Origin of the sequence: Sinorhizobium garamanticum, assembly GCF_029892065.1 — a bacterium.
Taxonomy (GTDB): domain Bacteria; phylum Pseudomonadota; class Alphaproteobacteria; order Rhizobiales; family Rhizobiaceae; genus Sinorhizobium; species Sinorhizobium garamanticum.
Genome location: NZ_CP120373.1, coordinates 2,450,548 through 2,473,140 on the forward strand (window position 1 = coordinate 2,450,548; position 22,593 = coordinate 2,473,140).

General features: G+C 61.6%; 20 protein-coding genes. 11 read left to right on the forward strand and 9 right to left on the reverse strand.

The genetic code is table 11. The features are described from left to right. Window positions 1-100: 100 nt before the first annotated feature. The gene (locus tag PZN02_RS11405) at window positions 101-877 is read right to left on the reverse strand and encodes a 3-hydroxybutyrate dehydrogenase (RefSeq protein WP_280658110.1); all 777 of its coding nucleotides are present in this window, start codon (window positions 875-877) and stop codon (window positions 101-103) included. A 305-nt stretch (window positions 878-1,182) separates the two neighbouring features. Here PZN02_RS11405 and glpK point away from each other — a divergent pair, with 305 nt between their 5' ends. From glpK to sbmA, 7 genes are all read left to right on the forward strand, one after another. Beyond that, a complete protein-coding gene (gene glpK, locus PZN02_RS11410; protein ID WP_280658111.1) occupies window positions 1,183-2,676 on the forward strand; it encodes a glycerol kinase GlpK in 1,494 nt (497 codons plus the stop codon). 355 nt (window positions 2,677-3,031) lie between these two features. Further along, window positions 3,032-3,355, forward strand: a complete 324-nt coding sequence (locus tag PZN02_RS11415; protein WP_136505746.1) for an ArsR/SmtB family transcription factor — start codon at window positions 3,032-3,034, stop codon at window positions 3,353-3,355. After that, complete coding sequence (locus tag PZN02_RS11420) at window positions 3,352-3,783, forward strand: SRPBCC family protein (protein WP_280658112.1); 432 nt, start codon at window positions 3,352-3,354, stop codon at window positions 3,781-3,783. The genes PZN02_RS11415 and PZN02_RS11420 overlap by 4 nt, the downstream gene beginning before the upstream one ends. A 178-nt stretch (window positions 3,784-3,961) precedes the next feature. Then, window positions 3,962-5,020, forward strand: a complete 1,059-nt coding sequence (locus PZN02_RS11425; RefSeq protein ID WP_280658113.1) for an LLM class flavin-dependent oxidoreductase — start codon at window positions 3,962-3,964, stop codon at window positions 5,018-5,020. Window positions 5,021-5,087: 67 nt separating this feature from the next. Continuing rightward, window positions 5,088-5,837, forward strand: a complete 750-nt coding sequence (gene map, locus PZN02_RS11430; protein WP_280658114.1) for a type I methionyl aminopeptidase — start codon at window positions 5,088-5,090, stop codon at window positions 5,835-5,837. 262 nt (window positions 5,838-6,099) lie between these two features. After that, complete coding sequence (locus tag PZN02_RS11435) at window positions 6,100-7,230, forward strand: MFS transporter (protein ID WP_280661467.1); 1,131 nt, start codon at window positions 6,100-6,102, stop codon at window positions 7,228-7,230. Window positions 7,231-7,397: 167 nt separating this feature from the next. Beyond that, a complete protein-coding gene (gene sbmA, locus PZN02_RS11440; protein WP_280658115.1) occupies window positions 7,398-8,660 on the forward strand; it encodes a peptide antibiotic transporter SbmA in 1,263 nt (420 codons plus the stop codon). Between the two features lie 10 nt (window positions 8,661-8,670). Here the strand turns inward: sbmA and PZN02_RS11445 are convergent, their stop codons facing one another. Next, on the reverse strand, window positions 8,671-9,681 hold the full coding sequence (locus PZN02_RS11445) for a polysaccharide deacetylase family protein (protein ID WP_280658116.1): 1,011 nt from the start codon (window positions 9,679-9,681) through the stop codon (window positions 8,671-8,673). Window positions 9,682-9,827: 146 nt separating this feature from the next. On the opposite strand from PZN02_RS11445, the gene PZN02_RS11450 reads away from it, so the two are divergent. The 4 genes from PZN02_RS11450 to bglA all read left to right on the forward strand — a co-directional run bounded on the left by PZN02_RS11450 (window position 9,828) and on the right by bglA (window position 14,516). Next, entirely contained in the window at window positions 9,828-10,415 is a 588-nt protein-coding gene (locus PZN02_RS11450; protein WP_280658117.1) for an NnrU family protein, read from the forward strand. 89 nt (window positions 10,416-10,504) lie between these two features. Continuing rightward, entirely contained in the window at window positions 10,505-11,173 is a 669-nt protein-coding gene (locus PZN02_RS11455; RefSeq protein ID WP_280658118.1) for a tetratricopeptide repeat protein, read from the forward strand. Between the two features lie 128 nt (window positions 11,174-11,301). Then, window positions 11,302-12,735, forward strand: coding sequence for a ribosome biogenesis GTPase Der (der, locus tag PZN02_RS11460; protein WP_280658119.1), 1,434 nt, complete (start codon window positions 11,302-11,304; stop codon window positions 12,733-12,735). Window positions 12,736-12,869: 134 nt separating this feature from the next. After that, a complete protein-coding gene (gene bglA, locus PZN02_RS11465) occupies window positions 12,870-14,516 on the forward strand; it encodes a beta-galactosidase BglA (protein WP_280658120.1) in 1,647 nt (548 codons plus the stop codon). A gap of 3 nt (window positions 14,517-14,519) precedes the next feature. On the opposite strand, the gene ade is transcribed toward bglA, so the two are convergent. The 7 genes from ade to PZN02_RS11500 form a co-directional block, all read right to left on the reverse strand. Then, window positions 14,520-16,217: an adenine deaminase gene (gene ade / locus PZN02_RS11470; RefSeq protein WP_280658121.1), complete on the reverse strand. Its 1,698-nt coding sequence runs from the start codon at window positions 16,215-16,217 to the stop codon at window positions 14,520-14,522. A 190-nt stretch (window positions 16,218-16,407) separates the two neighbouring features. Continuing rightward, window positions 16,408-17,736 carry an omega-aminotransferase AptA gene (aptA, locus tag PZN02_RS11475; RefSeq protein ID WP_280658122.1) on the reverse strand — a complete coding sequence of 443 codons (1,329 nt, stop codon included), beginning with the start codon at window positions 17,734-17,736 and terminating at the stop codon, window positions 16,408-16,410. 334 nt (window positions 17,737-18,070) lie between these two features. Further along, window positions 18,071-18,412 carry an ArsR/SmtB family transcription factor gene (locus PZN02_RS11480; RefSeq protein ID WP_136505957.1) on the reverse strand — a complete coding sequence of 114 codons (342 nt, stop codon included), beginning with the start codon at window positions 18,410-18,412 and terminating at the stop codon, window positions 18,071-18,073. Window positions 18,413-18,531: 119 nt separating this feature from the next. Beyond that, window positions 18,532-19,275: a HugZ family pyridoxamine 5'-phosphate oxidase gene (locus PZN02_RS11485; protein ID WP_280658123.1), complete on the reverse strand. Its 744-nt coding sequence runs from the start codon at window positions 19,273-19,275 to the stop codon at window positions 18,532-18,534. Window positions 19,276-19,367: 92 nt separating this feature from the next. Next, entirely contained in the window at window positions 19,368-20,417 is a 1,050-nt protein-coding gene (gene choV, locus PZN02_RS11490) for a choline ABC transporter ATP-binding protein (RefSeq protein ID WP_280658124.1), read from the reverse strand. Continuing rightward, complete coding sequence (gene choW, locus PZN02_RS11495; RefSeq protein ID WP_280658125.1) at window positions 20,414-21,259, reverse strand: choline ABC transporter permease subunit; 846 nt, start codon at window positions 21,257-21,259, stop codon at window positions 20,414-20,416. Before choW ends, choV begins: the two co-directional genes overlap by 4 nt. Window positions 21,260-21,442: 183 nt before the next feature. After that, window positions 21,443-22,399 (reverse strand): choline ABC transporter substrate-binding protein, encoded by a 957-nt coding sequence (locus PZN02_RS11500; RefSeq protein WP_280658126.1) that lies wholly within the window; start codon window positions 22,397-22,399, stop codon window positions 21,443-21,445. Window positions 22,400-22,593: the final 194 nt, after the last annotated feature.

The window sequence follows — 22,593 nt, forward strand, 5'->3', positions numbered from 1 at the left end:
AAAGTGCTACAGCGTCGTTTGCGCGTCTGATTAGACTCGCGGCGGCGTAGATTGGAACGCAATACGGGCGGAAACCGCTTACGCTTTTCCTTAGTCCGCTCTACTGCGCAGTCCAGCCGCCATCCATCGAGACATGCGTGCCGGTGATCTGCGCAGCGTCATCGCTCGCAAGATAGAGCGCCAGCGATGCCACTTGCTCGACCGTAATGAATTTCTTGGTCGGCTGGCCCTTGAGCATCACGTCGTTCACCACCTGCGCCTCCGTGATGCCGCGCGTCCTAGCCTGGTCCGGGATCTGCTTCTCGACAAGCGGTGTTAGTACGTAGCCGGGGCAGATCGAGTTCGCGGTGATGCCGTTTTCCGCGACCTCCAGCGCGACCGTCTTGGTGAGGCCCATGATACCATGCTTGGCCGCGACATAGGCGGACTTGAACGGCGAGGCGACGAGCCCATGCGCCGAGGCGATATTGATGATACGCCCCCAGCCTTTCGCCTTCATGCCCGGCAGCGCGGCGCGGATCGTGTGGAAGGAAGAGGAGAGATTGATGGCGATTATCCGGTCCCATTGTTCGACCGGAAAGTCCTCGACTTTCTCGACATATTGCACGCCGGCATTGTTGACGAGGATATCGACACCGCCGAAGCGCGTCGCAGCGGTCGCCATCAGGTCGGCGATCTCGTCGGGTTTGGTCATGTCCGCGGGATGATAGATGACGATGCCGCTTCCGAGTCCGGCGACGTCGTCCGTCACTGCCCTGATCTCGTCCGGCGCACCGAAGCCATTCAGCACGATATTGCCTCCGGTCTTCGCGAAAGCCCTGGCAATCGCCAGACCGATTCCGCTCGTCGAACCCGTTATGACCGCAGTTTTTGTCATTTTGTTCTCTCCCTCGCGCTGCCGCTCCTTGTCACCGGTTCGAGCGGGTCGCGGACGAAACGCGCCGCGCTGTTCCTCGTTCCGCCTCGGCTCGGTTTTGCAATGCAACAGTGTCAACCTACGCGGAAAAATGCACGGGTGACAATTGTGTTTTTCAGATTGCCGACGCAGATTTGGCGCCGTTCGCACGGGCAATGGAATTGCGTTTCGTTTTCGTTTGACATTCGTTTTTCCGTCGTATTGAAGTTTTTCGAATGTCGTCCTTGAGGAAGGCGCGACGTCGAGGTAAGGCCGGGGAGGGGCGCATGGGCGAATATATTCTCGCGATCGATCAGGGCACGACATCGAGCCGGGCGATTGTTTTCGACCGCAAGCAGAAGGTCGCCGGCGTCGGCCAGAAGGAATTCAGGCAACATTTCCCGAAGTCGGGCTGGGTCGAGCACGACCCGGAAGAAATCTGGCAAACGGTTCTCTTCACCGTCAAGGAGGCGATCGGAAACGCGGGTATTTCCGCAAGCGAGATCGCCGCGATCGGCATCACGAACCAGCGCGAGACGGTGGTCGTATGGGAGCGGGAGACCGGAAAGCCGATCCACAATGCGATCGTCTGGCAGGACCGCCGCACGGCGTCCTTCTGCGAAAAGCTGAAGAAAAAGGGCTTTGAAAAGACCTTTGCGAAAAAGACCGGCCTGCTGCTCGATCCCTATTTCTCCGGCACGAAGCTCAACTGGCTGCTTTCGAACGTGAAGGGGGCGCGGGTGCGCGCGGCAAAGGGCGAGCTTTGCTTCGGCACGATCGACACTTTCCTCATCTGGCGGCTCACCGGCGGCAAGTCCTTCGCGACGGACGCGACCAACGCATCGCGCACGCTCCTCTACAACATCGCCGACAATGCCTGGGACGACGACCTGCTCGATATTCTGCGCGTTCCGCGGGCGATGCTGCCGGAGGTCAAGGATTGCGCCGCCGACTTCGGCGTGGCTGACTCAGCGCTCTTTGGCGCGGCGATCCCGATCCTCGGCGTCGCCGGCGACCAGCAGGCGGCGACGATCGGTCAGGCCTGCTTCACGCCCGGCATGCTGAAATCGACCTATGGCACCGGCTGCTTCGCCCTGCTCAACACCGGCAGCGACATCGTCCGCTCAAAGAACCGCCTGCTTACCACCATCGCCTATCGTCTCGATGGCGAAACCACCTACGCGCTCGAGGGTTCGATCTTCGTTGCCGGTGCGGCCGTGCAATGGCTGCGCGATGGTCTCAAGGTGATCAAGGCGGCCCCGGACACCGGCACGCTTGCCGAGAGTGCCGATCCCTCGCAGGACGTCTATCTCGTTCCGGCCTTTACCGGCCTCGGTGCGCCGCACTGGAATCCTGATGCTCGCGGCGCGATCTTCGGCATGACGCGCAACACAGGCCCGGCAGAGTTTGCCCGGGCGGCGCTCGAAGCTGTCTGCTACCAGACCCGCGATCTGCTCGAGGCCATGCACAAGGATTGGCGCAACGGCGGCAGGGATACAGTGCTGCGCGTCGACGGCGGCATGGTCGCGTCCGACTGGACGATGCAGCGCCTCTCCGATCTGCTCGACGCCCCGGTCGATCGTCCCTTCATTCTCGAGACGACGGCGCTTGGGGTCGCCTGGCTTGCCGGAAGTCGCGCCGGCATCTGGCCAAGCCAGGAGGAGTTCGCGAGATCCTGGGCGCGCGACCGGCGTTTTGAGCCGAAGATGGACGAGGCGACACGTAAGGTGAAGCTCAAGGGCTGGCGCAGCGCGGTCAAGAGGACGTTGATCGCGGCTTAGAGCAACGCCCGATCTGCCCGAATCGCGGCTACCATGCGCGGGCGGCAATCCCTCTCTGCGGGGCTCCCCGCTTCCTTTCCGACGAGGTCGATCTCGGTGCGGGGTCGGACGTGGCGCATATCGATAATACTCGAAGGTATAGCTGGAGAGATATGCGACTCCGCGCGCCATGGTGAGCGCTGCCATTCCCGCACACGCGCGCACTCCTGGACCGAATGAGGCCCAGCACAACGGCGATTTAGCCCCCGACCAACGGCTCCTGTAGGAGGATCATCAACCGACCCGGGATCGACTTGACTCACGCATAGCTCGCCGGCTATATATTGATCAATAGCCAGCGGGGTATTGATCCCAAATGTCGAACGCTCACGATGTTCTCTTCAGGACGCTTGCCGATCCGACTCGGCGGGCTCTCTTTGAACGCCTTTGCCGTGAGGGGGAAAGGACGGTCGGAGCCCTGACGGCGCGGGCCGGGGTGTCGCAACCCGTCGTCTCAAAGCATCTCGGGGTCCTGAAGCAGGCGGGTTTGGTGCGCGACCGCCACGAAGGTCGCCATACGTACTACAGCGCCCAACTCGGCGCGCTTGCCCCGCTGGTCGATTGGACAAGCCAGATGGCCGGGTTCTGGCAAAGCCGCTTCGACGACCTCGAAGACCTACTGAAAAGGATGGACCAATGAATGAAACGTTGCCCGAAACGCGCTCCGTCGTGGTCGAACGCGAGATCCCTCATCCGCCGGAAAAGATCTGGCGCGCGCTCACCCAGCCACATCTGGTCGAGGAGTGGCTGATGAAGAACGATTTCAAACCGGTTGTGGGTCACCGTTTCAATCTTCGCGGAGATTGGGGCGGAGTATTGGATTGCGAGGTGCTAACCGTAGAGCCGAACAAAAAGCTGACCTACACTTGGAATTTCGCCCACGAGGATCCGGCCTACGATCTGAAGAGCGTGGTGACTTTCACCCTCACCCCAACGAGCACGGGGACACAGCTGCGCATGGAGCAGTCGGGCTTCCGGCCGGAACAGCGGCAGGCCTACGGAGGCGCCAACGCGGGATGGCAGAAGTTCTTTGCAAATCTGGAGCAGGTCTTGGCGAGGATGGATTGAAGTCTGCCGCCATCGCTCAAAATGGGCCAAACGAGGCCCGATCCACTGCGCTTCATGCGGTCGGCCTACTGCTGCAATGAAGTGAACACTCCCGTTGGAAACGGTGCGTTTCCTCAACGGCATTTGCGGCTCGATGTGATGCCAACTATTTCTCTGCAAACAGCAACAGGGAGGCATCATGGAACTCGGGCTTTACACATTCGCGGACGTCGATCCGAATGCGATCGACAAGGGAGCCGAAGGACGGCGGCGTCTCGCCAATCTGCTTGAGGAAATCGAGCTTGCCGATCAGGTCGGGCTCGATGTCTTCGGTCTTGGCGAGCACCACCGACCGGACTATGCGGCCTCGGCGCCGGCGGTGATCCTGGCGGCCGCGGCCTCGCGTACAGCCAAGATCCGATTGAGCAGCGCCGTGACGGTGCTGAGCTCGGACGATCCGGTGCGGGTCTTCCAGCAGTTTTCGACGCTCGACCTTCTCTCCAACGGCCGCGCGGAGATCATGGCCGGACGAGGATCCTTCATCGAATCCTTCCCGCTCTTCGGCCAGTCGCTCGACGACTACGACCAGCTCTTCTCCGAAAAGCTGGATCTGCTGCTGGCGATCCGGGAGACGGAGAAAGTCACCTGGTCGGGCGAGCTGCGTCCGCCGATCGACGACCGCGGTGTCTATCCGCGCCCGCTACAGAATCCGCTGCCGCTCTGGATCGCCGTCGGCGGCACGCCGCAGTCGGTCGCGCGGGCCGGCGCGCTCGGCTTGCCGATGGCGCTTGCGATCATCGGCGGCGAGCCCCGCCGTTTCGCGCCGCTCTTCGATCTCTATCGCGAGGCGGCGCGCCGCGCTGGTCAGGACATCGCGAAGCTGAAGACCAGCATCAATGTTCACGGTTTCATCGCCGACACAACGGAGAAGGCGGCTGACCAGTTTTACGGACCGCAGGGGGAGGTGATGAACCGCATCGGCCGTGAACGCGGCTGGGGGCCGACGAACCGCGCCCACTTCGACCAGGCGCGCAGCGCGACCGGCAACCTCTTCCTCGGCGATCCCGAGACCGTGGCGGAAAAGATCGTCGCGCATCAAAAGCTCTTCCGCAATGATCGCTTCCTTCTGCAAATGGCGATCGGCCTGATGCCGCACGACCAGATCATGCGCGGCATCGAGCTTTACGGCACCAAGGTCGCGCCGCTGGTCCGGGAGATGCTGGCGGAGGAACGCCGATCGCAGCCTGCCGGCGCCTGAACGTCCGCTGTCGGCGCTGGCATATGCCGCGCCGGCACGCTACATGTGGCCGCGAAAGTGAGATACCATGACCCTCAACAACGACGAAGATCTCGAGCGGCTGAAGGAAATTGGCCGCATTTGCGCCAATGCTCTCCAGGCAATGGGCGAGGCGCTCGAACCCGGCATCACCACGGCGGAGCTCGACGCGATCGGCCGCAAGGTGCTGGAGGATGCGAGCGCGCGCTCGGCGCCGGAGCTCTGCTACAAGTTCCCCGGCGCAACCTGCATCAGCGTCAACGAGGAAGTTGCGCACGGCATCCCCGGCAGCCGCGTGATCCGCGCCGGCGACCTCGTCAACATCGATGTTTCGGCCGAGAAGGACGGCATCTTCGCCGATACGGGCGCTTCCTTTCCGGTGCCGCCGGTAACCACAGCAATCGACAGGCTTTGCCGCGACGGCAAGCGCGCCATGTGGGTCGGACTGAAGCAGGTGCGCCCGGGTCAACCATTGGCTGCGATTGGCAATGCCATCGGCGACTTTGCCCGCAAGAACCGTTATTCGCTCGTCACCAACCTCGCGAGCCACGGCATCGGCCGTTCGTTGCATGAGGAGCCGGGCGAGATCGCCACCTGGCCGGACCCGTCCGAGCGGCGGCACATGACCGATGGTATGGTTTTCACCGTCGAGCCGTTCTTGTCGATGGGCGCTCACTGGGCGGAAGGCGGAGACGATGACTGGACGCTCTACAGCGAGCCGCGCGCCCCGACGGTCCAGTATGAACATACCGTCGTCGTCACGCGCGGCGGGCCGCTGGTCGTGACTTTGCCGGGCTGACGCACCACTGACCCCGTGGATCGTTCGATTCCTTCAATAGGACGTTCAATTATAGTCATTTGTCGTCTTCTTGCTGCGGTGCAATAAGAAGACCATGAGCACGCTTCACAAACTGCCGGACCGCGATCACGTCCCTTCGAAGCAAACCGGTGCCGGCCTTCATGAGGTAAAGCACCGCGGAAGCAAAGAGCCGGCGTCTTCCGTCGTGCATCCCGCTCCGAGTGACAATCTCGCGGCTACGGCGGTCGCCGGTGCCATCGCGATGGCAGTTGCCATGGGCTTCGGCCGTTTTTCCTACACGCCGATCCTGCCGGCGATGATGGCAGATGCTGGGCTCTCGCCGCGGGACGCCGGGCTGATTGCATCGGCGAACTTCGTTGGCTATCTCGCCGGCGCCGTGCTTGCGGCCTATGGCTGGGCTCATGGTCGCGAACGGCGGATCGGCCTCGCGGCGCTCGTGGCGACGACGCTATTGCTCGCCGCCATGGGGATGACGTCCTCCGTGCTCGCTTACTCGGTCATTCGTTTCCTTGCCGGCCTCGCCAGCGCCTTCGCGATGATCTTCATCTCGGGGATCGTGCTGGGAGAGGGGCTGCGCGCCAGATCGGAGCATGTACCGTCGGTGCATTTCGGCGGCGTCGGTCTCGGCATCGCCCTTTCCTCGATTTGTGTCTGGGCCGCGCTGCTTGCGGCCGCCGGCTTCTCCACGTCGCAGGCCGACTGGTTCACCGGTGCGCTCGTCGCGCTTGTAGGCACGGTCGTCGTGGCTGCGCTGCTGCCGCGCGGTCATATTGCCGCGAGCGGGGGTGAACGCGAACGACCGCTGACGTGGACGCGGCCGTTGACGGTCATGACGCTTACCTACGGCTTCTTCGGCTTCGGCTATGTGATCACCGCCACGTTTCTCGTCGCCATGGCAAGGGATGCCAGCGGCGGCCACAGCGTCGAATTCCTCGCTTGGCTGCTGACGGGCGCGAGCGCCGCGGTCTCGGTTTATCTCTGGCGCTTCGCGGTACCGAGCTTCGGGCTTGCCGGCGTTTACGCCATCGGCCTGCTGGTGGAGGCTGCGGGGCTTGTTCTGACCGTTTCGTTGCCCTTGCCCTTCGCGCCGCTCATAGGCGGCTTGATGCTCGGCGCCACCTTCATGATGATCACGGCCTACGGGCTGCAGATCGGCCGGCGCCTTGCGCCGGAAAGCCCGCGCCGGGCGCTGGCCTTGATGACCGCAGCTTTCGGCATCGGCCAGATCATCGGACCGCTGGTGGCGGGGTGGCTGGCCGAACGGACCGGCGATTTTACCCTGCCGACGCTCGTAGCAGCCGGCGTTCTCTTTTGCTGCGGAAGCGTGGTCGTCCTCGAACTGCGCAAGATCAACCCCGCGCTGGATCGTTGATTTCCAAGGTCATCCGGCTGACGCGCAGGAAAAATTTGAACGCGCGCAGATTGATGAAATAACAGTAACATTCACATTACCTAATTGTTGCCTAGGGCGAATTGCCCTAGTTTCGGCACATCAAGGGGCAAGTCATTGTCCCTCCTCAGAAGCGAGAGTGCCGCACCTTGTTCCAATCCTTTTTCCCCAAGCCGAAGCAATTCTTCATTTCCGTCACCGTCTGGTCGCTGCTAGCCATTGCCTTCTGGTATGGCTGGGGCGAAAGGCTGGGAGCGGAGTTCGGTCTTCCACCGCTGGCGGTTGACGCGCCGCCCATCGTCGGCATTTCGGCGTTCTGGTCGCCGGCTTTCCTGTGGTTCTACATCTACTTCGCTGTGGTCGTCGGGCTCTTCACGGCGTTCTGGTATGTCTACTCGCCGCATCGCTGGCAGACCTGGTCCATCCTGGGATCCGCCCTGATCCTTTTTGTTACCTATTTCCAGGTTCAGGTCAGTGTCGCGATCAACAACTGGTACGGCCCGTTTTGGGATCTGGTGCAGGCTGCGGTTTCGAAATCGGCAGTGGTGACGGCCGAGCAGTTCTACGGAGAGATTGCCACCTTCCTGGCGATCGCGATGGTGGCCGTCGCCGTTGCGGTCATGACGCGCTTCTTCGTCAGCCACTACATCTTCCGCTGGCGCACAGCGATGAACGAATACTACATGGACAACTGGGGCAGGCTTCGCCATATCGAAGGTGCTTCGCAGCGCGTCCAGGAAGACACAATGCGTTTCTCGACTACAGTCGAGGGGCTTGGCGTCAGCCTGATCGATAGCGTCATGACCCTGATCGCATTCACGCCGGTGCTGATCCGACTGTCGGCCAACGTCACCGAGCTTCCGATTGTCGGCATCATTCCCTATCCGCTGGTGACGGCAGCCGTGCTCTGGTCGCTGTTCGGCACCGTGTTCCTGGCTCTCGTCGGCGTCAAGCTGCCGGGGCTGGAGTTCCGCAATCAGCGCGTGGAGGCCGCCTACCGTAAGGAACTCGTCTACGGCGAGGATCACGCCGACCGCGCCCAGCCGCCGACGGTCGCCGATCTGTTCGACAATGTCCGCCGGAACTATTTCCGGCTTTACTTCCACTATCTCTATTTCAATATCGCCCGCATCTTCTACCTGCAGATCAACAACATCTTCTCGCTGCTGATTCTCGCTCCGTCGATCATCGCCGGCAGGATTTCGCTCGGCGCCCTGAACCAGATTTCCGGTGCATTCGGCCAGGTGACGTCTTCGTTCCAGTATCTCGTCAACTCGTGGCCGACGATCGTCGAGCTCCTCTCGATCTACAAGCGCCTGCGCGCCTTCGAAGCGATCCTCGACGAGGAGCCGCTGCCTGAGATCGACCAGCAGTTCATCGAGGTCGGCGGCAAGGAGGAGCTGGCCCTTTAAGAGGTGGCCGTCAGAAGGCGGAGCGATCCGCCTTCTTTTTTGCGCTCTCGATGATGGGAAGCGCTTCCGCGTAGCTGACGCAGGCGACATCCGGCCTGCCGCAGGTCTCTGCCAGGAAACGGTCGAGCGCGCGCCAATAGGCGCCGCCATTCATCTCGACGAAATGGAAGCCGAGCTGCAGCGGAACACGGCCGCCGTCATACTCCTTGCGGAAGGCATCGCGGTAGGCCGCAAGCGTGCGTTCTTCGAAAACGGAGCTGTTCTTCTTGTTCTCGACCCCCATCGAATGGCGGACGAAAAGATTATAGTCCATTCCGATCACCGGCCGATGCGACGGGCCTTCGGGAATGAGAGGCAAACCGAAACGCGGCAAGCCGTCCTGCACCGACGGCCAGCCGGGCCCCTTGGTCACCAGGCTTGCGTCATAGGTGAAGCCGAACGTCTTCAACGCCGGCAGCAGGCCGTCGCTCAACGAAAGGTAGGGCGCGCGGAAGCCCTTGACATCGTTTCTGGCAAACTCCGCCCAGCCTTGCGGCTCGGCCTCTGCCCTGGCGGCCTTTTTCCAGGCGTCGATTAGTGCCTCGCGGAACGCGGTGAATTCTTGCTGCCAAGCGCGCTCGCTCCAGCCCTTGCCGTCGAAATGGCCGCAGGCATGGCTGCCGATATCGTGTCCATCGAGATGGGCCTGCCAGATATGCCCGGCGCGCGTCGCGATTTCATCGCGGCTTTGCGCGAAGCCGACGTTCGAGCGCCCGGCCTTCTGGCCCGGTGCCTTGTAGATCTGCTTGCCGTCGGCCTTCGTCATCAGGAAGGTGCAGGAGAGGAAATAGGTAAAGTGGGCACCGCTGCGCTTGGCCATGGCGAGACTCTTCTCCCACAGCGCGTTGTCATGTGCGCCGTCGAAGGAGACGATTACGAGTTGCTTGTTCGCCGTGGCCCCCGGCGCCGGCGCCAGCAGCGGCTCGGCAATGGCGAGGGCGGGAAAAAGGCAAAGGGAGAGAGCAAGGATCTGGCGCGTCATTCCGGAGGCATCTTGGGAGAATCAGTAAAGGAATTGTTCCTGCCGTCCCTTCTGCAGGAATGCGGCAATCCTTTGATCCATCTGGAAATCCGCGATCGATATCGCTATGGCTTGGTAAACAAATGAATAATTGCGGCGGGTGAAACATGGCGCTTCTGATACTGGGCATTGTGATCTTCTTCGGCATCCACCTCGTTCGAAGCTTCGCGCCCGGCGTGCGCATGGCGGTGATCGAGCGGAAGGGCGTCGGGACCTGGCATGCGATCCACGGCATCTCGGCGGTCATTGGCCTCGTGCTTATCGCCTTCGGTTTCGACCAGGCGCGCGCGACCACCGGCATCCTCTACACGCCGCCGGTCTTTCTCACTCATATCGCCCTGACGCTGATGCTGATCGCCTGCATCTGTCTCGCCGCCGCCTTCCTGCCGGCCGGCAAGATCCGGGTCGCAACGAAACATCCGGCCATCCTCGCCATCAAAATCTGGGCGCTCGCCCATCTGCTTGCCAACGGCGAGACGTCGTCCGTCCTGCTCTTCGGCTCCTTCCTGGCCTGGGGCGTCATACTCCGCATATCCATGAAGAAGCGCTGGCTAGCCGGCGAGATCAGCTATCCCACCGTTGTTTCCTATCGCTACGATGCCGGCGCAATCCTCCTCGGTGCCGTGCTCTTCGTTGCGATTGTCTGGAGGCTGCACGAACTGATGATCGGCGTAGCGCCCATCGCCATCGGCTAAATGATCTTCTCCCCCTTACAAGCGGCGCAAAATCGGGTAGAAGGCGCAGAATTCTCAGCATGAAGGCCGGGCAGCCGGAACACAGGGACATGGCGAACCAAGACGACAGCTTTATCCGCGAGGTCAATGAAGAACTCCGTTCGGACCAGATGAAAGCCATCTGGACACGCTTCGGCGGGCTGATCGTCGCGCTCGCTGCCTTGATCGTTCTCGGCACCGTCGGCAAGGTCGGTTACGACTATTGGCAGGAAACATCCTCGTCGCAATCGGGCGACGCCTTCCTCGCCGCGCTCAATCTCGCGCGGGAGAACAAGTCGGATGAGGCTCTTGCGGCGCTGACGGCTTTGGAAAAGGACGGCTACGGTTCCTATCCTGTGCTGGCCCGGTTGCGGTCTGCGACCCTGCAGGCGCAGAAGGGCGAGACCGACGCGGCGATCACTGCCTTCTCCGAAATCGGCAAGGATACGCGCATTCCGCCGGCGCTGCGTGACGCCGCGCGCCTGCGCGCCGCCTATCTGCTTGTCGACCACGGAACCTATGAGCAGGTGTCGTCGGAGGTCGAACAACTGGCCGTTCCGCAAAACACGATGCGCCATTCCGCCCGGGAAGCGCTTGGGCTCGCGGCCTACAAGGCGGGCGACTTCACCAAGGCAAGAAGCTGGTTCCAACAGATCACCGACGACGCCGAGAGCCCGCGCGGGGTCATGGGCCGTGCGCAGATGCTGCTTGACGTGATCGCTGCGAGCGGCAAAGCCTAGAGCGGGATGAGGAAAAGTGTGTGCGGTTTTCCGCCCGCATCCCGCTCTAGCCTACTAGAATCGATCACGTTTATGATTTTGGGTCGGTTTGACCCAAAAATCATCGTGATCTTGAAACGGATTTTGAGATGAGTTTTACCGTCGCCATCGTCGGGCGCCCCAATGTCGGCAAGTCCACCTTGTTCAACCGCCTGGTTGGCAAGAAGCTGGCGCTCGTCGACGATACGCCGGGAGTCACCCGCGATCGCCGTCCCGGCGACGCCAAGCTTGTCGATCTCAAGTTTCGCATCATCGATACCGCCGGCCTAGAACAGTCGGCGCCCGAGAGCCTGCAGGGCCGTATGTGGGCGCAGACCGAGGCGGCGATCGACGAGGCCGATCTTTCGCTGTTCGTGATCGATGCCAAGGCAGGATTGACCCCGGCCGACGAAACGCTCGCCGAAATGCTGCGCCGTCGCGGCAAGCCGGTCATCGTCGTCGCCAACAAGGCTGAAGCGCGCGGCTCCGATGGCGGCTTCTACGATGCTTTCACGCTCGGTCTCGGCGACCCTTGCCCGATCTCGGCCGAACATGGCGAGGGTATGATCGACCTCCGCGACGCGATCGTGGCCGCGCTCGGCGAGGAGAGGGCATTTCCGCCGAAGGAAGACGTGGCGGTGACCGATGTCGACATCCGCCCAACCGCTCCGGGCGAGGAGACGGAAGACGAGGATGCCGAGCCCGCCTATGACGAGACGAAGCCGCTGCGCGTGGCGATCGTCGGCCGGCCGAATGCCGGCAAATCGACGCTGATCAACCGTTTCCTCGGCGAAGACCGGTTGCTGACCGGACCAGAGGCGGGCATCACCCGCGATTCGATCTCCGTGGAATGGCAATGGCGCGGCCGCACGATCAAGATGTTCGACACGGCCGGCATGCGCCGCAAGGCCAAGGTCCAGGAGAAGCTCGAGAAGCTGTCGGTCGCCGATGCGCTGAGGGCGATCCGCTTCGCCGAGACTGTCGTCATCATTTTCGACGCCACGATCCCCTTCGAGAAGCAAGACCTGCAGATCGTCGATCTGGTCCTGCGCGAGGGACGGGCGGCTGTGATCGCTTTCAACAAATGGGATCTTGTCGAGGACTGGCAAGCAGTGCTGGCCGATCTTCGTGAAAAGACCGAGCGTCTCTTGCCGCAGGCGCGCGGCATCCGCGCGGTGCCGATTTCCGGCCATACGGGCTATGGCCTCGACCGGCTGATGCAGGCGATCATCGACACCGACAAGGTCTGGAACCGGCGCATTTCGACGGCGCGGCTCAACCGCTGGCTCGAATCGCAGCAGGTGCAGCATCCGCCCCCGGCCGTTTCCGGGCGCCGCCTCAAGCTCAAATACATGACGCAGGTAAAGGCCCGTCCGCCGGGCTTCATGATCTCCTGCACGCGTCCCGAGGCCCTGCCGGAATCCTACACCCGCTATCTGATCAACGGGCTTCGCAACGACTTCGACCTGCCGGGCGTGCCAATCCGGGTGCATTTCCGCGCGTCGGATAATCCTTACGAATCCAAGGCACGCAAAAAGCGTTGATCAGCGGCCTCCCGCGCGATCAATGCCCCACCCGCAAGACGATGTCCTGCAAGCGAATGCCACCATCGTCGTTTACTCGAAGAACTCCCAAAGATACATCTGCTTGGAGACAGCCGAAACGAGGGGATTTGCCGATGGCGACAGCATCGATATCAGCGGATGACTGGTGGCGGGGCGCGGTGATCTATCAGGTCTATCCGCGCTCCTTTCAGGACACCGACGGCGACGGCATCGGCGATCTTCGCGGCGTCACCCGGAGGCTTCACCATATCGCCTCGCTCGGTGTCGATGCGATCTGGCTGTCGCCCTTCTTCAGGTCACCGCAGGCCGACATGGGCTATGATGTCTCCGACTATTGCGACGTCGATCCGATGTTCGGCACGCTCGCCGATTTCGACGCCATGCTCGCGGAGGCGCATCGTCTCGGCCTGAAGGTGATCATCGATCAGGTGATTTCGCACAGCTCGGACCGGCATCCCTGGTTCATCGAGAGCCGGTCGAGCAGGACCAATGCCAAGGAGGACTGGTATGTATGGGCCGACCCGAAGCCAGACGGGACGGCGCCGAACAACTGGCTTTCGATCTTCGGCGGCCCAGCCTGGGAATGGGACGGCGTCCGCAAGCAGTATTACCTGCACAATTTCCTGTCGTCGCAGCCGGACCTCAACTTCCACAATCCGGAGGTCCAGGAGGCCGTACTCTCGACCGTCCGCTTCTGGCTCGATCGCGGCGTCGACGGGTTCCGGCTCGATACCGCCAACTACTATTTCCACGACCGGAACCTCAGGGACAATCCGCCGCTCGTTCCCGATCCGAATGCAACGAGCCACGATGCGCCGGATGTCAACCCCTATGGCATGCAGGATCATCTCTACGACAAGACGCAGCCGGAGAACGTCGGCTTCTTGCGCCGATTGCGGGCGATGCTCGATGAATACAGCGGACGCGCAACGGTCGGCGAAGTGGGCGACGGCGCCCGTTCGCTGAGGACGGTCGCCGCCTACACGGGCGGCCGCGACAAGCTGCACATGTGTTACACCTTCGATTTTCTCGGACCCGAATTCACGGCAGGCCATATCCGTCGCTGCGTCGAGAATTTCCAGGCCGTGGTCGCCGACGGTTGGGTCTGCTGGGCCTTTTCCAACCACGATGTTACCCGCCATGTCAGCCGGTTCGCGCGCAATGAAGCCGAGCGGGAGCGGGTGGCGAAGATCGCGATTTCCCTGCTTGCCGCGTTGCGCGGGTCGATCTGCCTTTACCAGGGCGAGGAACTGGGATTACCGGAGGCGGAACTTGCCTTCGAGGAACTGCGCGACCCCTACGGCATCCGCTTCTGGCCGGCCTTCAAGGGTCGCGACGGATGCCGCACGCCGATGGTGTGGGAACAGGAATTGCCCAATGCGGGCTTCTCCCGCGGGGCACCCTGGCTGCCGGTGCGTGAGGAACAGCGGCTGCTCGCGGTCGACGCGCAGGAGGGCGTTCCGGGATCGGTGCTGGAGCATTATCGCCGAACCCTCGCTTTCCGTCGACTGCACGCACCGCTTCTTGATGGCGAAATGGCATTTCTCACCATCAACCATGACATTCTGGCTTTCACGAGGGAGAAGAATGGCGAACGGCTGCTGTTCGTGTTCAATCTCACGCGGGAACCGCAGGAGGTGCGTCTGCCGGTCGATGTGATTGTTCGCGAAGCCGTCCCGATGCCCGGCTTCGCACCGCACTTGGTCGACGACGTAGTCGCGCTTTCTGCGCTCGACGTCTTCTGCGGTCGGTTGCGGTGACCGTCACCCGATCAGCGTGAACTTGTCCACGTCGACCAACCCGCGATCCGAGATCTTCAGGTGCGGAATCACCGGCAATGGCAGGAACGCGAGCTGGAGGAAGGGCTCCTGCAGCGTGGCGCCGAGGGCAAAGGCGGCCTGCCGGAGGTGATGGAGGGTGTCGCGCACCCGCTCATAGGGTTCGAGGCTCATGAGGCCCGCGACAGGCAGGGAGATCTCACCGGTCACCTTGCCGTCTTCGACAACGACGAAGCCGCCCTTGATTTGGCCGAGCCGATTGGCGGCGATCGCCATGTCTTCGTCGCTGACGCCAACCACGCAGATATTGTGGCTGTCATGGCCGACGGTCGAGGCGATCGCGCCCTTCTTCAGCCCAAAACCCTGAACGAAACCGTTGGCGTGGTTGCCGTTGACGCCGTGGCGCTCGATGACGGCCACCTTGATGATGTCCTGGCCGAGATCGATTCCAGTCTGATTTCCTTCAGCGGGCAGATGGAAGCGCCTGTGTTCGGTTATGATCTTGCCGGGCAGGACGCCGATCACCGAGGTCTGGCCCTCGGTAAGGGGAACCGCGAAATCGGCTGCTTTGACCTCGCCAGCCTTGACGCTGTCGAGCCCGACCGGCTCGACTGGCTTGCGCGTCGCGAACAGCGCATCCGTAACCCGTCTCCCCCCTGAAAACACGATCTCGGCCTTGCAGTTCTCCAGGCTGTCGATGACCACGAGGTCGGCGCGCCAGCCCGGCGCGACAAGGCCGCGGTCCCTGAGGCCGAAGGCGCGGGCGGCAGAAATCGAGGCAGCGCGATAGATCGCCAGAGGCTCGACGCCGGCGGCGATCGCAGTGCGGATCATGTGATCGAGGTGGCCCTGTTCGGCGATATCGAGCGGATTGCGGTCGTCGGTGCAGAGCGCGAGGTAGGGAGACAGCCGCTCGGTGATGATCGGCATCAGGGCATGCAAGTCCTTCGAGACCGAGCCCTCGCGCACGAGAATGTGCATGCCCTTGCGGATCTTTTCGAGCGCCTCGTCGGCGGTCGTGCATTCGTGGTCGGTGCGGATGCCGGTGGCTAGATAGCCGTTCAGCTCCTTGCCGGAGAGAAGCGGTGCATGGCCGTCGATGTGCCCGCCCTGGAATGCATCGAGCTTGGCCAGGCAGACGGGGTCCTTGTGGATGACGCCGGGAAAGTTCATGAACTCGGCGAGCCCGATCACTTTCGGGTGGTGGCGGAAGGGCACGAGGCGCTCGATCGGCAGGTCGGCGCCGGCCGTCTCGAGATGCGTTGCCGGCACGCAGGACGATAGCTGGACGCGGATGTCCATGATCGTTTCCATCGCCGAATCAAGGAAGAACTGGATGCCCTCGGTACCAAGGACGTTGGCGATCTCGTGCGGATCGCAGACCACCGTCGTGATGCCGAGCGGCAGCACGCAGCGGTCGAACTCGTGCGGGGTGACGAGCGAGGATTCGATATGCAAATGCGTATCGATGAAACCTGGAACGACGATGCGGCCGGCAACGTCGATTTCCTCGCGTCCCTGATAATCCCCGTAGGTGCCGACGATGCGGTCGCCGCAAATGGCGATGTCGGAGGCAACAAGTTCGCCGGTGACAAGGTCGAAGAAACGGCCGCCCTTGAGCACGATGTCTGCCGGGGCGCGGCCCACGCCCTGATCGATGATACGCTCCAACATCTCGGACATGCGCGCACTCCGCATTCTCCAGCGCCGCGTCCAATCGGACGCGCAAAGGCCGCTATAGCACTATTGAATTGCTGCATGATTTTGTCCTTAAATCGATCTCGATTTAAGGAATCATGCAGCGGTTGATTCATAACAATAACCCTCTCCCCGCATGCGGGGAAAGGGCCTGAGAAAGCGTGATGTCGAAAGCTCAGATGTTATTCTTCAGGACATCTCGCAGCTTGTCGAACAATTCGTCGATCTGCTGCTTCTGAATGATCAGCGGCGGCGACAACGCGATGATGTCGCCGGTCGTGCGGATAAGCAGCCCCTTCTCATAGGCCTTCAGGAAGGCAGAGAATGCACGCTTCGTAGGCTCTCCGGCGATCGGTTCCAGTTCGATCGCGCCGATCAGTCCGATGTTGCGGATGTCGATGACATGCGGGCAGTCCTTGAGCGAATGCAGAGCTTCTTCCCAATAGGGTGCGAGCTCGGCGGCCCGCGTGAGCAGGCCTTCCTCCTTGTAGGTGTCGAGCGTGCCGAGTGCAGCAGCGGAGGCGATCGGGTTGCCGGAATAGGTGTAGCCGTGGAAGAACTCGATCAGATGTTCCGGCCCGGTCATGAAGGCGTCGTGAATCTCCGACGTCACAAAGACAGCACCCATCGGGATCACGCCGTTGGTGATGCCTTTTGCGGTCGTGATGATGTCTGGCTTCACGTCGAAATACTGCGCAGCGAAGGGCGTGCCCAGGCGGCCAAAACCGGTGATCACCTCGTCGAAGATCAAGAGGATGCCGTGTTTGGTGCAGATTTCCCGAAGCTTCTGGAGATAGCCCTTCGGCGGGATGAGCACGCCCGTCGACCCCGCAACGGGCTCGACGATGACGGCGGCGATCGTGGAGGCGTCATGCAGGGTGACGATCCGCTCCAGTTCGGCAGCAAGATCGGCGCCATGCTCCGGTTCCCCGCGGGTGAAAGCATTCTTTGCCGGAAGGTGGGTGTGCGGCAGGTGATCGACGCCGGTCAGAAGCGTGCCGAACATCTTGCGGTTGGCGACGATGCCGCCGACAGAGATGCCGCCGAAGTTGACGCCGTGATATCCGCGCTCGCGGCCGATCAGCCGGAAGCGGGAGCCATTGCCTTTGGCGCGATGATAGGCAAGCGCGACCTTCAGCGCCGTATCGACCGATTCCGAACCCGAGTTCGTGTAGAGGACATGGTTCATGCCCTCAGGCGCGATGTCCACAAGCCGGTTCGCCAGCTCGAAGGCTTTCGGATGGCCAAGCTGGAAAGCCGGAGCATAGTCGAGTTCGCCGGCCTGTTCGCGGATCGCTTCGGTGATCTTGGGCCGGCAGTGACCCGCATTGACGCACCAGAGGCCGGCCGTGCCGTCCAGCACCGTGCGACCATCATGGGTCGTGTAGTACATGTCTTTGGCGCCGACGAAGAGGCGCGGCTCCTTCTTGAATTGCCGGTTGGCCGTGAACGGCATCCAGAAGGCGCGCAGATCGTTCGGCGTTGTATTCAATCGGTTCGACATGTCCTGTTTCTCCTCCGCGAATTCTGACTGCTGGTGGTGCGCGTCGCTGGCCGCTGCATGTTTCCTCAAATCGTACCCGATCGGGGGATCAAACATGCAGCAATTCAAAGTGCTACAGCGTCCACGCGTTCGATAAGACGCGCGGCGCTGTAGGTCGGATTCTTTTACCCTTTGGTCAAACTATCAGCGCGCCCGATAGCGTCAAGCCTGTGGCTTTTGCGTCTCGAGAGAAGACGGTCGGCGTTTCCGTGGTTCGCCGAAAAAATAAAAGCCCCGCGCGATTGCTCGTGGGGGCTTCTTAAGGTGTGTCCTGCGGGGCGGACGTATTGGGAGATTACGCCGATTTGCGGACGAGGACTTTTTCTTCCACGGCATTGTCTTCGCCGTAGATTTCTGCGAGGGCGCCCAAGATCTTCATGACAGCGTCAGAGGAACTCGAATAATAAATCGTCTGGGCGTCACGACGAGTGCTTACCAGATTCTGGGCGCGCAATTTCGAAAGGTGCTGGGAAAGGGCCGACTGGCTCAGCCCGACCTTGTTGGCCAAGGCGCCGACCGCCAGCTCTTCCTTGATGAGAGAGTCAAGGATGAGGAGGCGTTTGGGATTTGCCATGGCCGAAAGGAAACCGGCTGCTATTTCGGCTTCCTCGTGTTTTTCAGGCGGAAGGGGCTGCATTGCGTGCTCCATGCGAAAATTACATCACACGTAGTTATGATTGATGAAGCACGATAATTAGACGTGATGCATAAAAGGGCAACCACCCAGTGCGAAAAATGGGGGTACCTGGACGCCGATTAACCGTAAAGTTTTTTCAGAAGCGGCCGCAATTCCCCCGTCCCCTGGATCGGGGCCTCGAATTCGAGGCGCTTCAACCGCTCGCCATCGAAGAGATCGAGGCCTGCCGCGTCGATACCGACGACCTTCCAGTCACCGTCCGGCGCGCGGCAATGGACGGTCGCGTAGTGCTTCACGGCGTCGGCATGGTCGGCATTCATGTGCTCGATCGCGCTGTCTTCCATTTCGGCGAGCGCGGCTGCGGCGGGCGAAGCAATGGCGAGATCTTCGGCCGTCAGCGCATAGGCGCGTCCGAAGCCGCCGTTGAGGCTTGCCCTCAGTGGTTTCAGGCGAAAGAAGCCGAAATCGGGAAAGTCGACATAGAGCTTGGCCTTGGGATGGCGGCGGACGAAGCGCGCGCGGATGCGATCGTGGGCCTCGGATGCACGTGCGACCTCTTCCGCCTCGCACTGAACGGTCAGGCGCGGGTGGGCGAGCGGATCGCCTTTGCCGGGCTCGCCCGTCAGAAGCGACGCGCGCCGGTCGGCGAGCAGCGCCTGCGTGTGCGTTGCCAGTCGCGAGACGAGAACGACCGGCGCGCCATCGATGTCGATGCCGATCAGCACGCGGCTGACGAAAGGAAAGCCGCCGCTTTCGGGCTCGATCGCAGCGAGCGAGCCGCTTTTCGCCGAGCGAAGCAATGTCCGGGCGAGCTTGCGGGCCTCATCATCGGTTTCGCGCAGAACGTTGGGTTTTTCGCTCATGAACGTCTTCCTTTCGCCGCTTGTCGCTCCGAACAATAAAAAAGGCCCGAAGCGGTTGCTCCAGGCCTTTATTCGCCGTTCGGCGTGTTGCGTCAACTTTTGTTGCGATGACGCGTCAGGCCTTCGACAATGTTTTGCGCGTCGATCGTGCCGACTACCGAGCCGTTGTCGACGACGCCGATGCTGCCCGGCTGGCGGGACATCGCGTCCAGAATATCAACGAGGGGAGTCGTCGGTTTCGCCGTCGCCGTCACGCCGGCTATTGTCGCGCCTCGTTCGACGCCGGTCCGCATGACGTCCTTGGCCATCAGCATGGTGATCGGGTTCATGTGCTGGACGAAGTCGGCGACATACTGGTTGGCCGGGTTCTTCACGATCTCCTGCGGTGTGCCGCACTGGATGATGCGTCCGCCTTCCATGATGGCGATGCGGTTGCCGATGCGGAAGGCTTCGTCGAGATCGTGGCTTACGAAGATAATCGTCTTCTTCAGCCGCCGCTGGAATTCGAGCAATTCATCCTGCAAACGGGTGCGGATCAACGGATCGAGCGCCGAGAATGGTTCGTCCATCAGGAGGATGGGCGCACCGGTCGCAAAGGCGCGGGCAAGTCCGACGCGCTGCTGCATGCCGCCCGAAAGCTCGTTGACTTTCCTGTCCGCCCATTTCGTAAGGTTGACCAGCTCGAGCTGTTCGCCGACGCGTTTCTTGCGTTCTGCCTCAGGCATGCCTGCGAGCTCGAGGCCGAAGCCGACATTATCGGCGACGGTGCGCCAGGGAAGAAGCGCGAACTGCTGGAACACCATGGAAACCGTGTGCATGCGGAAGTCGCGCAGCGACTTCGCGGTGCAGCGATAGGGGTTCAGCGATCCGTTTGCGGTCTTTATCTCGACGTCGCCGCGCACCACGGGCGCAAGGCCGTTCACGGCTCGAAGCAGCGTCGACTTGCCGGAACCGGAGAGGCCCATCAGGACCAGGATCTCGCCCTCGTTGATCGTCAGCGAAGCACCGGCGACGCCGAGCACGAGACCCGTGGCCGCACCGATCTCGTCGCGGCTTTTTCCCTGGTCGACCATTTGCAGGGCGGTCTGCGGGTTCTTGCCGAAGATGATGTCGACATTCTTGAAAACGACCGCGTCTGTCATGCGCCTTCTCCTTCATCGGACGAGCGGAACAGACGGTCGAGAACAATGGCGAGAATGACGATGCAGAGGCCGGATTCGAAACCCCTGGCGATGTTCACCGTGTTCAGCGCCCTGAGGACCGGTACGCCGAGACCGTCGGCGCCCACCAGAGCGGCGATGACGACCATGGAGAGCGACAGCATGATCGTCTGGGTAAGCCCGGCCATGATCTGCGGCATTGCGAAAGGCAACTCCACCTTGCGCAGCACCTGCCACGGCGTGGCGCCAAAGGATTCGGCTGCCTCGACCAGCGACGGCGGCGTGGAGATGATGCCGAGGCGGGTCAATCGGATCGGCGCCGGGATCGCGAAGATGACCGTGGCGATCAGGCCCGGCACCATACCGAGGCCGAAGAGGATCAGCGCCGGGATGAGATAGACGAAGGTGGGAATGGTCTGCATAAGATCGAGAATTGGACGCATGATCGAGTAGATCCAGGCACGTCGCGCTGCGGCAATGCCGAGAGGGATGCCGACAGCCATGCTGACGAAGCTCGCCGCGAGCACCAGCGCCAGCGTTTCGGTCGTCTCTTGCCAATAGCCCTGATTGATGATCAGCAGCAGCCCAAGACACGTGAAGAGCGCAATCCCGATTGAGCGTCGCAACCACCAAGCAAGCGCGGTGACGATAGCAACAACTATGAGCGGGTGCGGTGTCTGGAGGATGTAGAGCAGGACGGCCACGACCGCCGACAGGAAATTTGCGAGCTGATCGAAGAACAGTTCGAAATTGGTTGTCAGCCAATCGACGAACGCTTTGGCCCAGCCGCCGATCGGAATGCGGTATTCAGTCAGAAATTCCACGAGCTTGGATCCCTCTAGTCAGGGTCAAAAACCAGATCGCGCGAAGCGGTGAAAAAAGGCGGGGTGGTCCCCGCCCGCTGCATGTTTCCTCAAACCGGACCGATTGAAGGATAAAACGTGCAGCACTTCAAAGTGCTACAGCGATCTTTATGCGTGCTGCAGGACACACGGCCCTCTGGTCGATCAGAGACCGAGGGCGGCCTTCACCGCAGCCAGTCCGTCGCCGCCATCCCTGGTGGTCACACCAGCAAGCCAGGGTTCGATTGCCGTCGGATTGGCTTTGAGCCATGCCGCTGCCGCTGCCTCCGGCTCTTCGCCGTCATTCAGGATCTTGCCCATGATCTCGTTCTCCATCTGGAGCGAGAACTTCAGGTTCTTCAGCAGGGCACCGACGTTCGGGCATTCGGTCGTGTAGCCGGCACGCACGTTGGTGTGCACCGTCGCTCCGCCGAAGTTCGGGCCGAAGATGTCATCGCCGCCGGACAGATAGCTGAGTTTGAAATTGGCGTTCATCGGATGCGGCTCCCACCCGAGAAAGACGATCGGCTCGCCGTCCTTTTCGGCGCGGGCGACTTGCGCCAGCATGCCTTGCTCGGAGGATTCGACCACTTCGAAACCCTTGAGATCGAAGGTTCCCTTTTCGACCATGTCGATGATCAGACGGTTGCCGTCATTGCCCGGTTCGATTCCGTAGATCTTGCCTTCCAGCGCGTCCTTGTGCGCGGCGATATCCTTGAAATCCTTGATGCCGAGTTCCGCGCCTTTGGCGTTGGTCGCCAGCGTGTACTTGGCGCCTTCGAGGTTCTCGCGCACGGTCTCGACGGACTTGTCCTCGCGATAGGGCGCGATGTCGGCTTCCATCGTCGGCATCCAGTTGCCGAGGAAGACGTCGATGTCCTTGTTCTTCAGCGAAGTATAGGTGACGGGAACCGACAGGACTTTCACATCCGTCTCGTAGCCGAGGCCCTTGAGGATAGTCGTCGCAGTTGCGGTCGTTGCCGTAATGTCAGTCCAGCCCACGTCGGAGAAACGGACGGTGCTGCAGCTTTCCGGTTCGGCCGCGACGGCAGTTCCGGCGGTCAGGGCTGCCATGCAGACGGCACCAGCCAGCATGAATTTGAGAGAGCGTATCCTTATCATCGTTGTCGTTCCCCTGCCTCTATTTATTGTTTTAGCCAAACACCAATGGAGCTTGAATTCAAGCGCCTTGATGTCGAAGGAAGTGTATTGCGTCAATACATTGACGGGATGCACAATGCGACGCCCGATGTCGCAATATCCAAGAAAAGGAAGCCATTTTGCGTCACGCGCTTGCGCCGACGCGCAGGGGTTGT

What these genes read in the sequence shown, in the direction of transcription:
- PZN02_RS11405 (WP_280658110.1), bottom strand. Translation starts at nt 877, where the DNA reads ATGACAAAAACTGCGGTCATAACGGGTTCGACGAGCGGAATCGGTCTG.
- glpK (WP_280658111.1), top strand. Translation starts at nt 1,183, where the DNA reads ATGGGCGAATATATTCTCGCGATCGATCAGGGCACGACATCGAGCCGG.
- PZN02_RS11415 (WP_136505746.1), top strand. Translation starts at nt 3,032, where the DNA reads ATGTCGAACGCTCACGATGTTCTCTTCAGGACGCTTGCCGATCCGACT.
- PZN02_RS11420 (WP_280658112.1), top strand. Translation starts at nt 3,352, where the DNA reads ATGAATGAAACGTTGCCCGAAACGCGCTCCGTCGTGGTCGAACGCGAG.
- PZN02_RS11425 (WP_280658113.1), top strand. Translation starts at nt 3,962, where the DNA reads ATGGAACTCGGGCTTTACACATTCGCGGACGTCGATCCGAATGCGATC.
- map (WP_280658114.1), top strand. Translation starts at nt 5,088, where the DNA reads ATGACCCTCAACAACGACGAAGATCTCGAGCGGCTGAAGGAAATTGGC.
- PZN02_RS11435 (WP_280661467.1), top strand. Translation starts at nt 6,100, where the DNA reads ATGGCAGTTGCCATGGGCTTCGGCCGTTTTTCCTACACGCCGATCCTG.
- PZN02_RS11445 (WP_280658116.1), bottom strand. Translation starts at nt 9,681, where the DNA reads ATGACGCGCCAGATCCTTGCTCTCTCCCTTTGCCTTTTTCCCGCCCTC.
- PZN02_RS11450 (WP_280658117.1), top strand. Translation starts at nt 9,828, where the DNA reads ATGGCGCTTCTGATACTGGGCATTGTGATCTTCTTCGGCATCCACCTC.
- PZN02_RS11455 (WP_280658118.1), top strand. Translation starts at nt 10,505, where the DNA reads ATGGCGAACCAAGACGACAGCTTTATCCGCGAGGTCAATGAAGAACTC.
- der (WP_280658119.1), top strand. Translation starts at nt 11,302, where the DNA reads ATGAGTTTTACCGTCGCCATCGTCGGGCGCCCCAATGTCGGCAAGTCC.
- bglA (WP_280658120.1), top strand. Translation starts at nt 12,870, where the DNA reads ATGGCGACAGCATCGATATCAGCGGATGACTGGTGGCGGGGCGCGGTG.
- ade (WP_280658121.1), bottom strand. Translation starts at nt 16,217, where the DNA reads ATGTCCGAGATGTTGGAGCGTATCATCGATCAGGGCGTGGGCCGCGCC.
- aptA (WP_280658122.1), bottom strand. Translation starts at nt 17,736, where the DNA reads ATGTCGAACCGATTGAATACAACGCCGAACGATCTGCGCGCCTTCTGG.
- PZN02_RS11480 (WP_136505957.1), bottom strand. Translation starts at nt 18,412, where the DNA reads ATGCAGCCCCTTCCGCCTGAAAAACACGAGGAAGCCGAAATAGCAGCC.
- PZN02_RS11485 (WP_280658123.1), bottom strand. Translation starts at nt 19,275, where the DNA reads ATGAGCGAAAAACCCAACGTTCTGCGCGAAACCGATGATGAGGCCCGC.
- choV (WP_280658124.1), bottom strand. Translation starts at nt 20,417, where the DNA reads ATGACAGACGCGGTCGTTTTCAAGAATGTCGACATCATCTTCGGCAAG.
- PZN02_RS11500 (WP_280658126.1), bottom strand. Translation starts at nt 22,399, where the DNA reads ATGATAAGGATACGCTCTCTCAAATTCATGCTGGCTGGTGCCGTCTGC.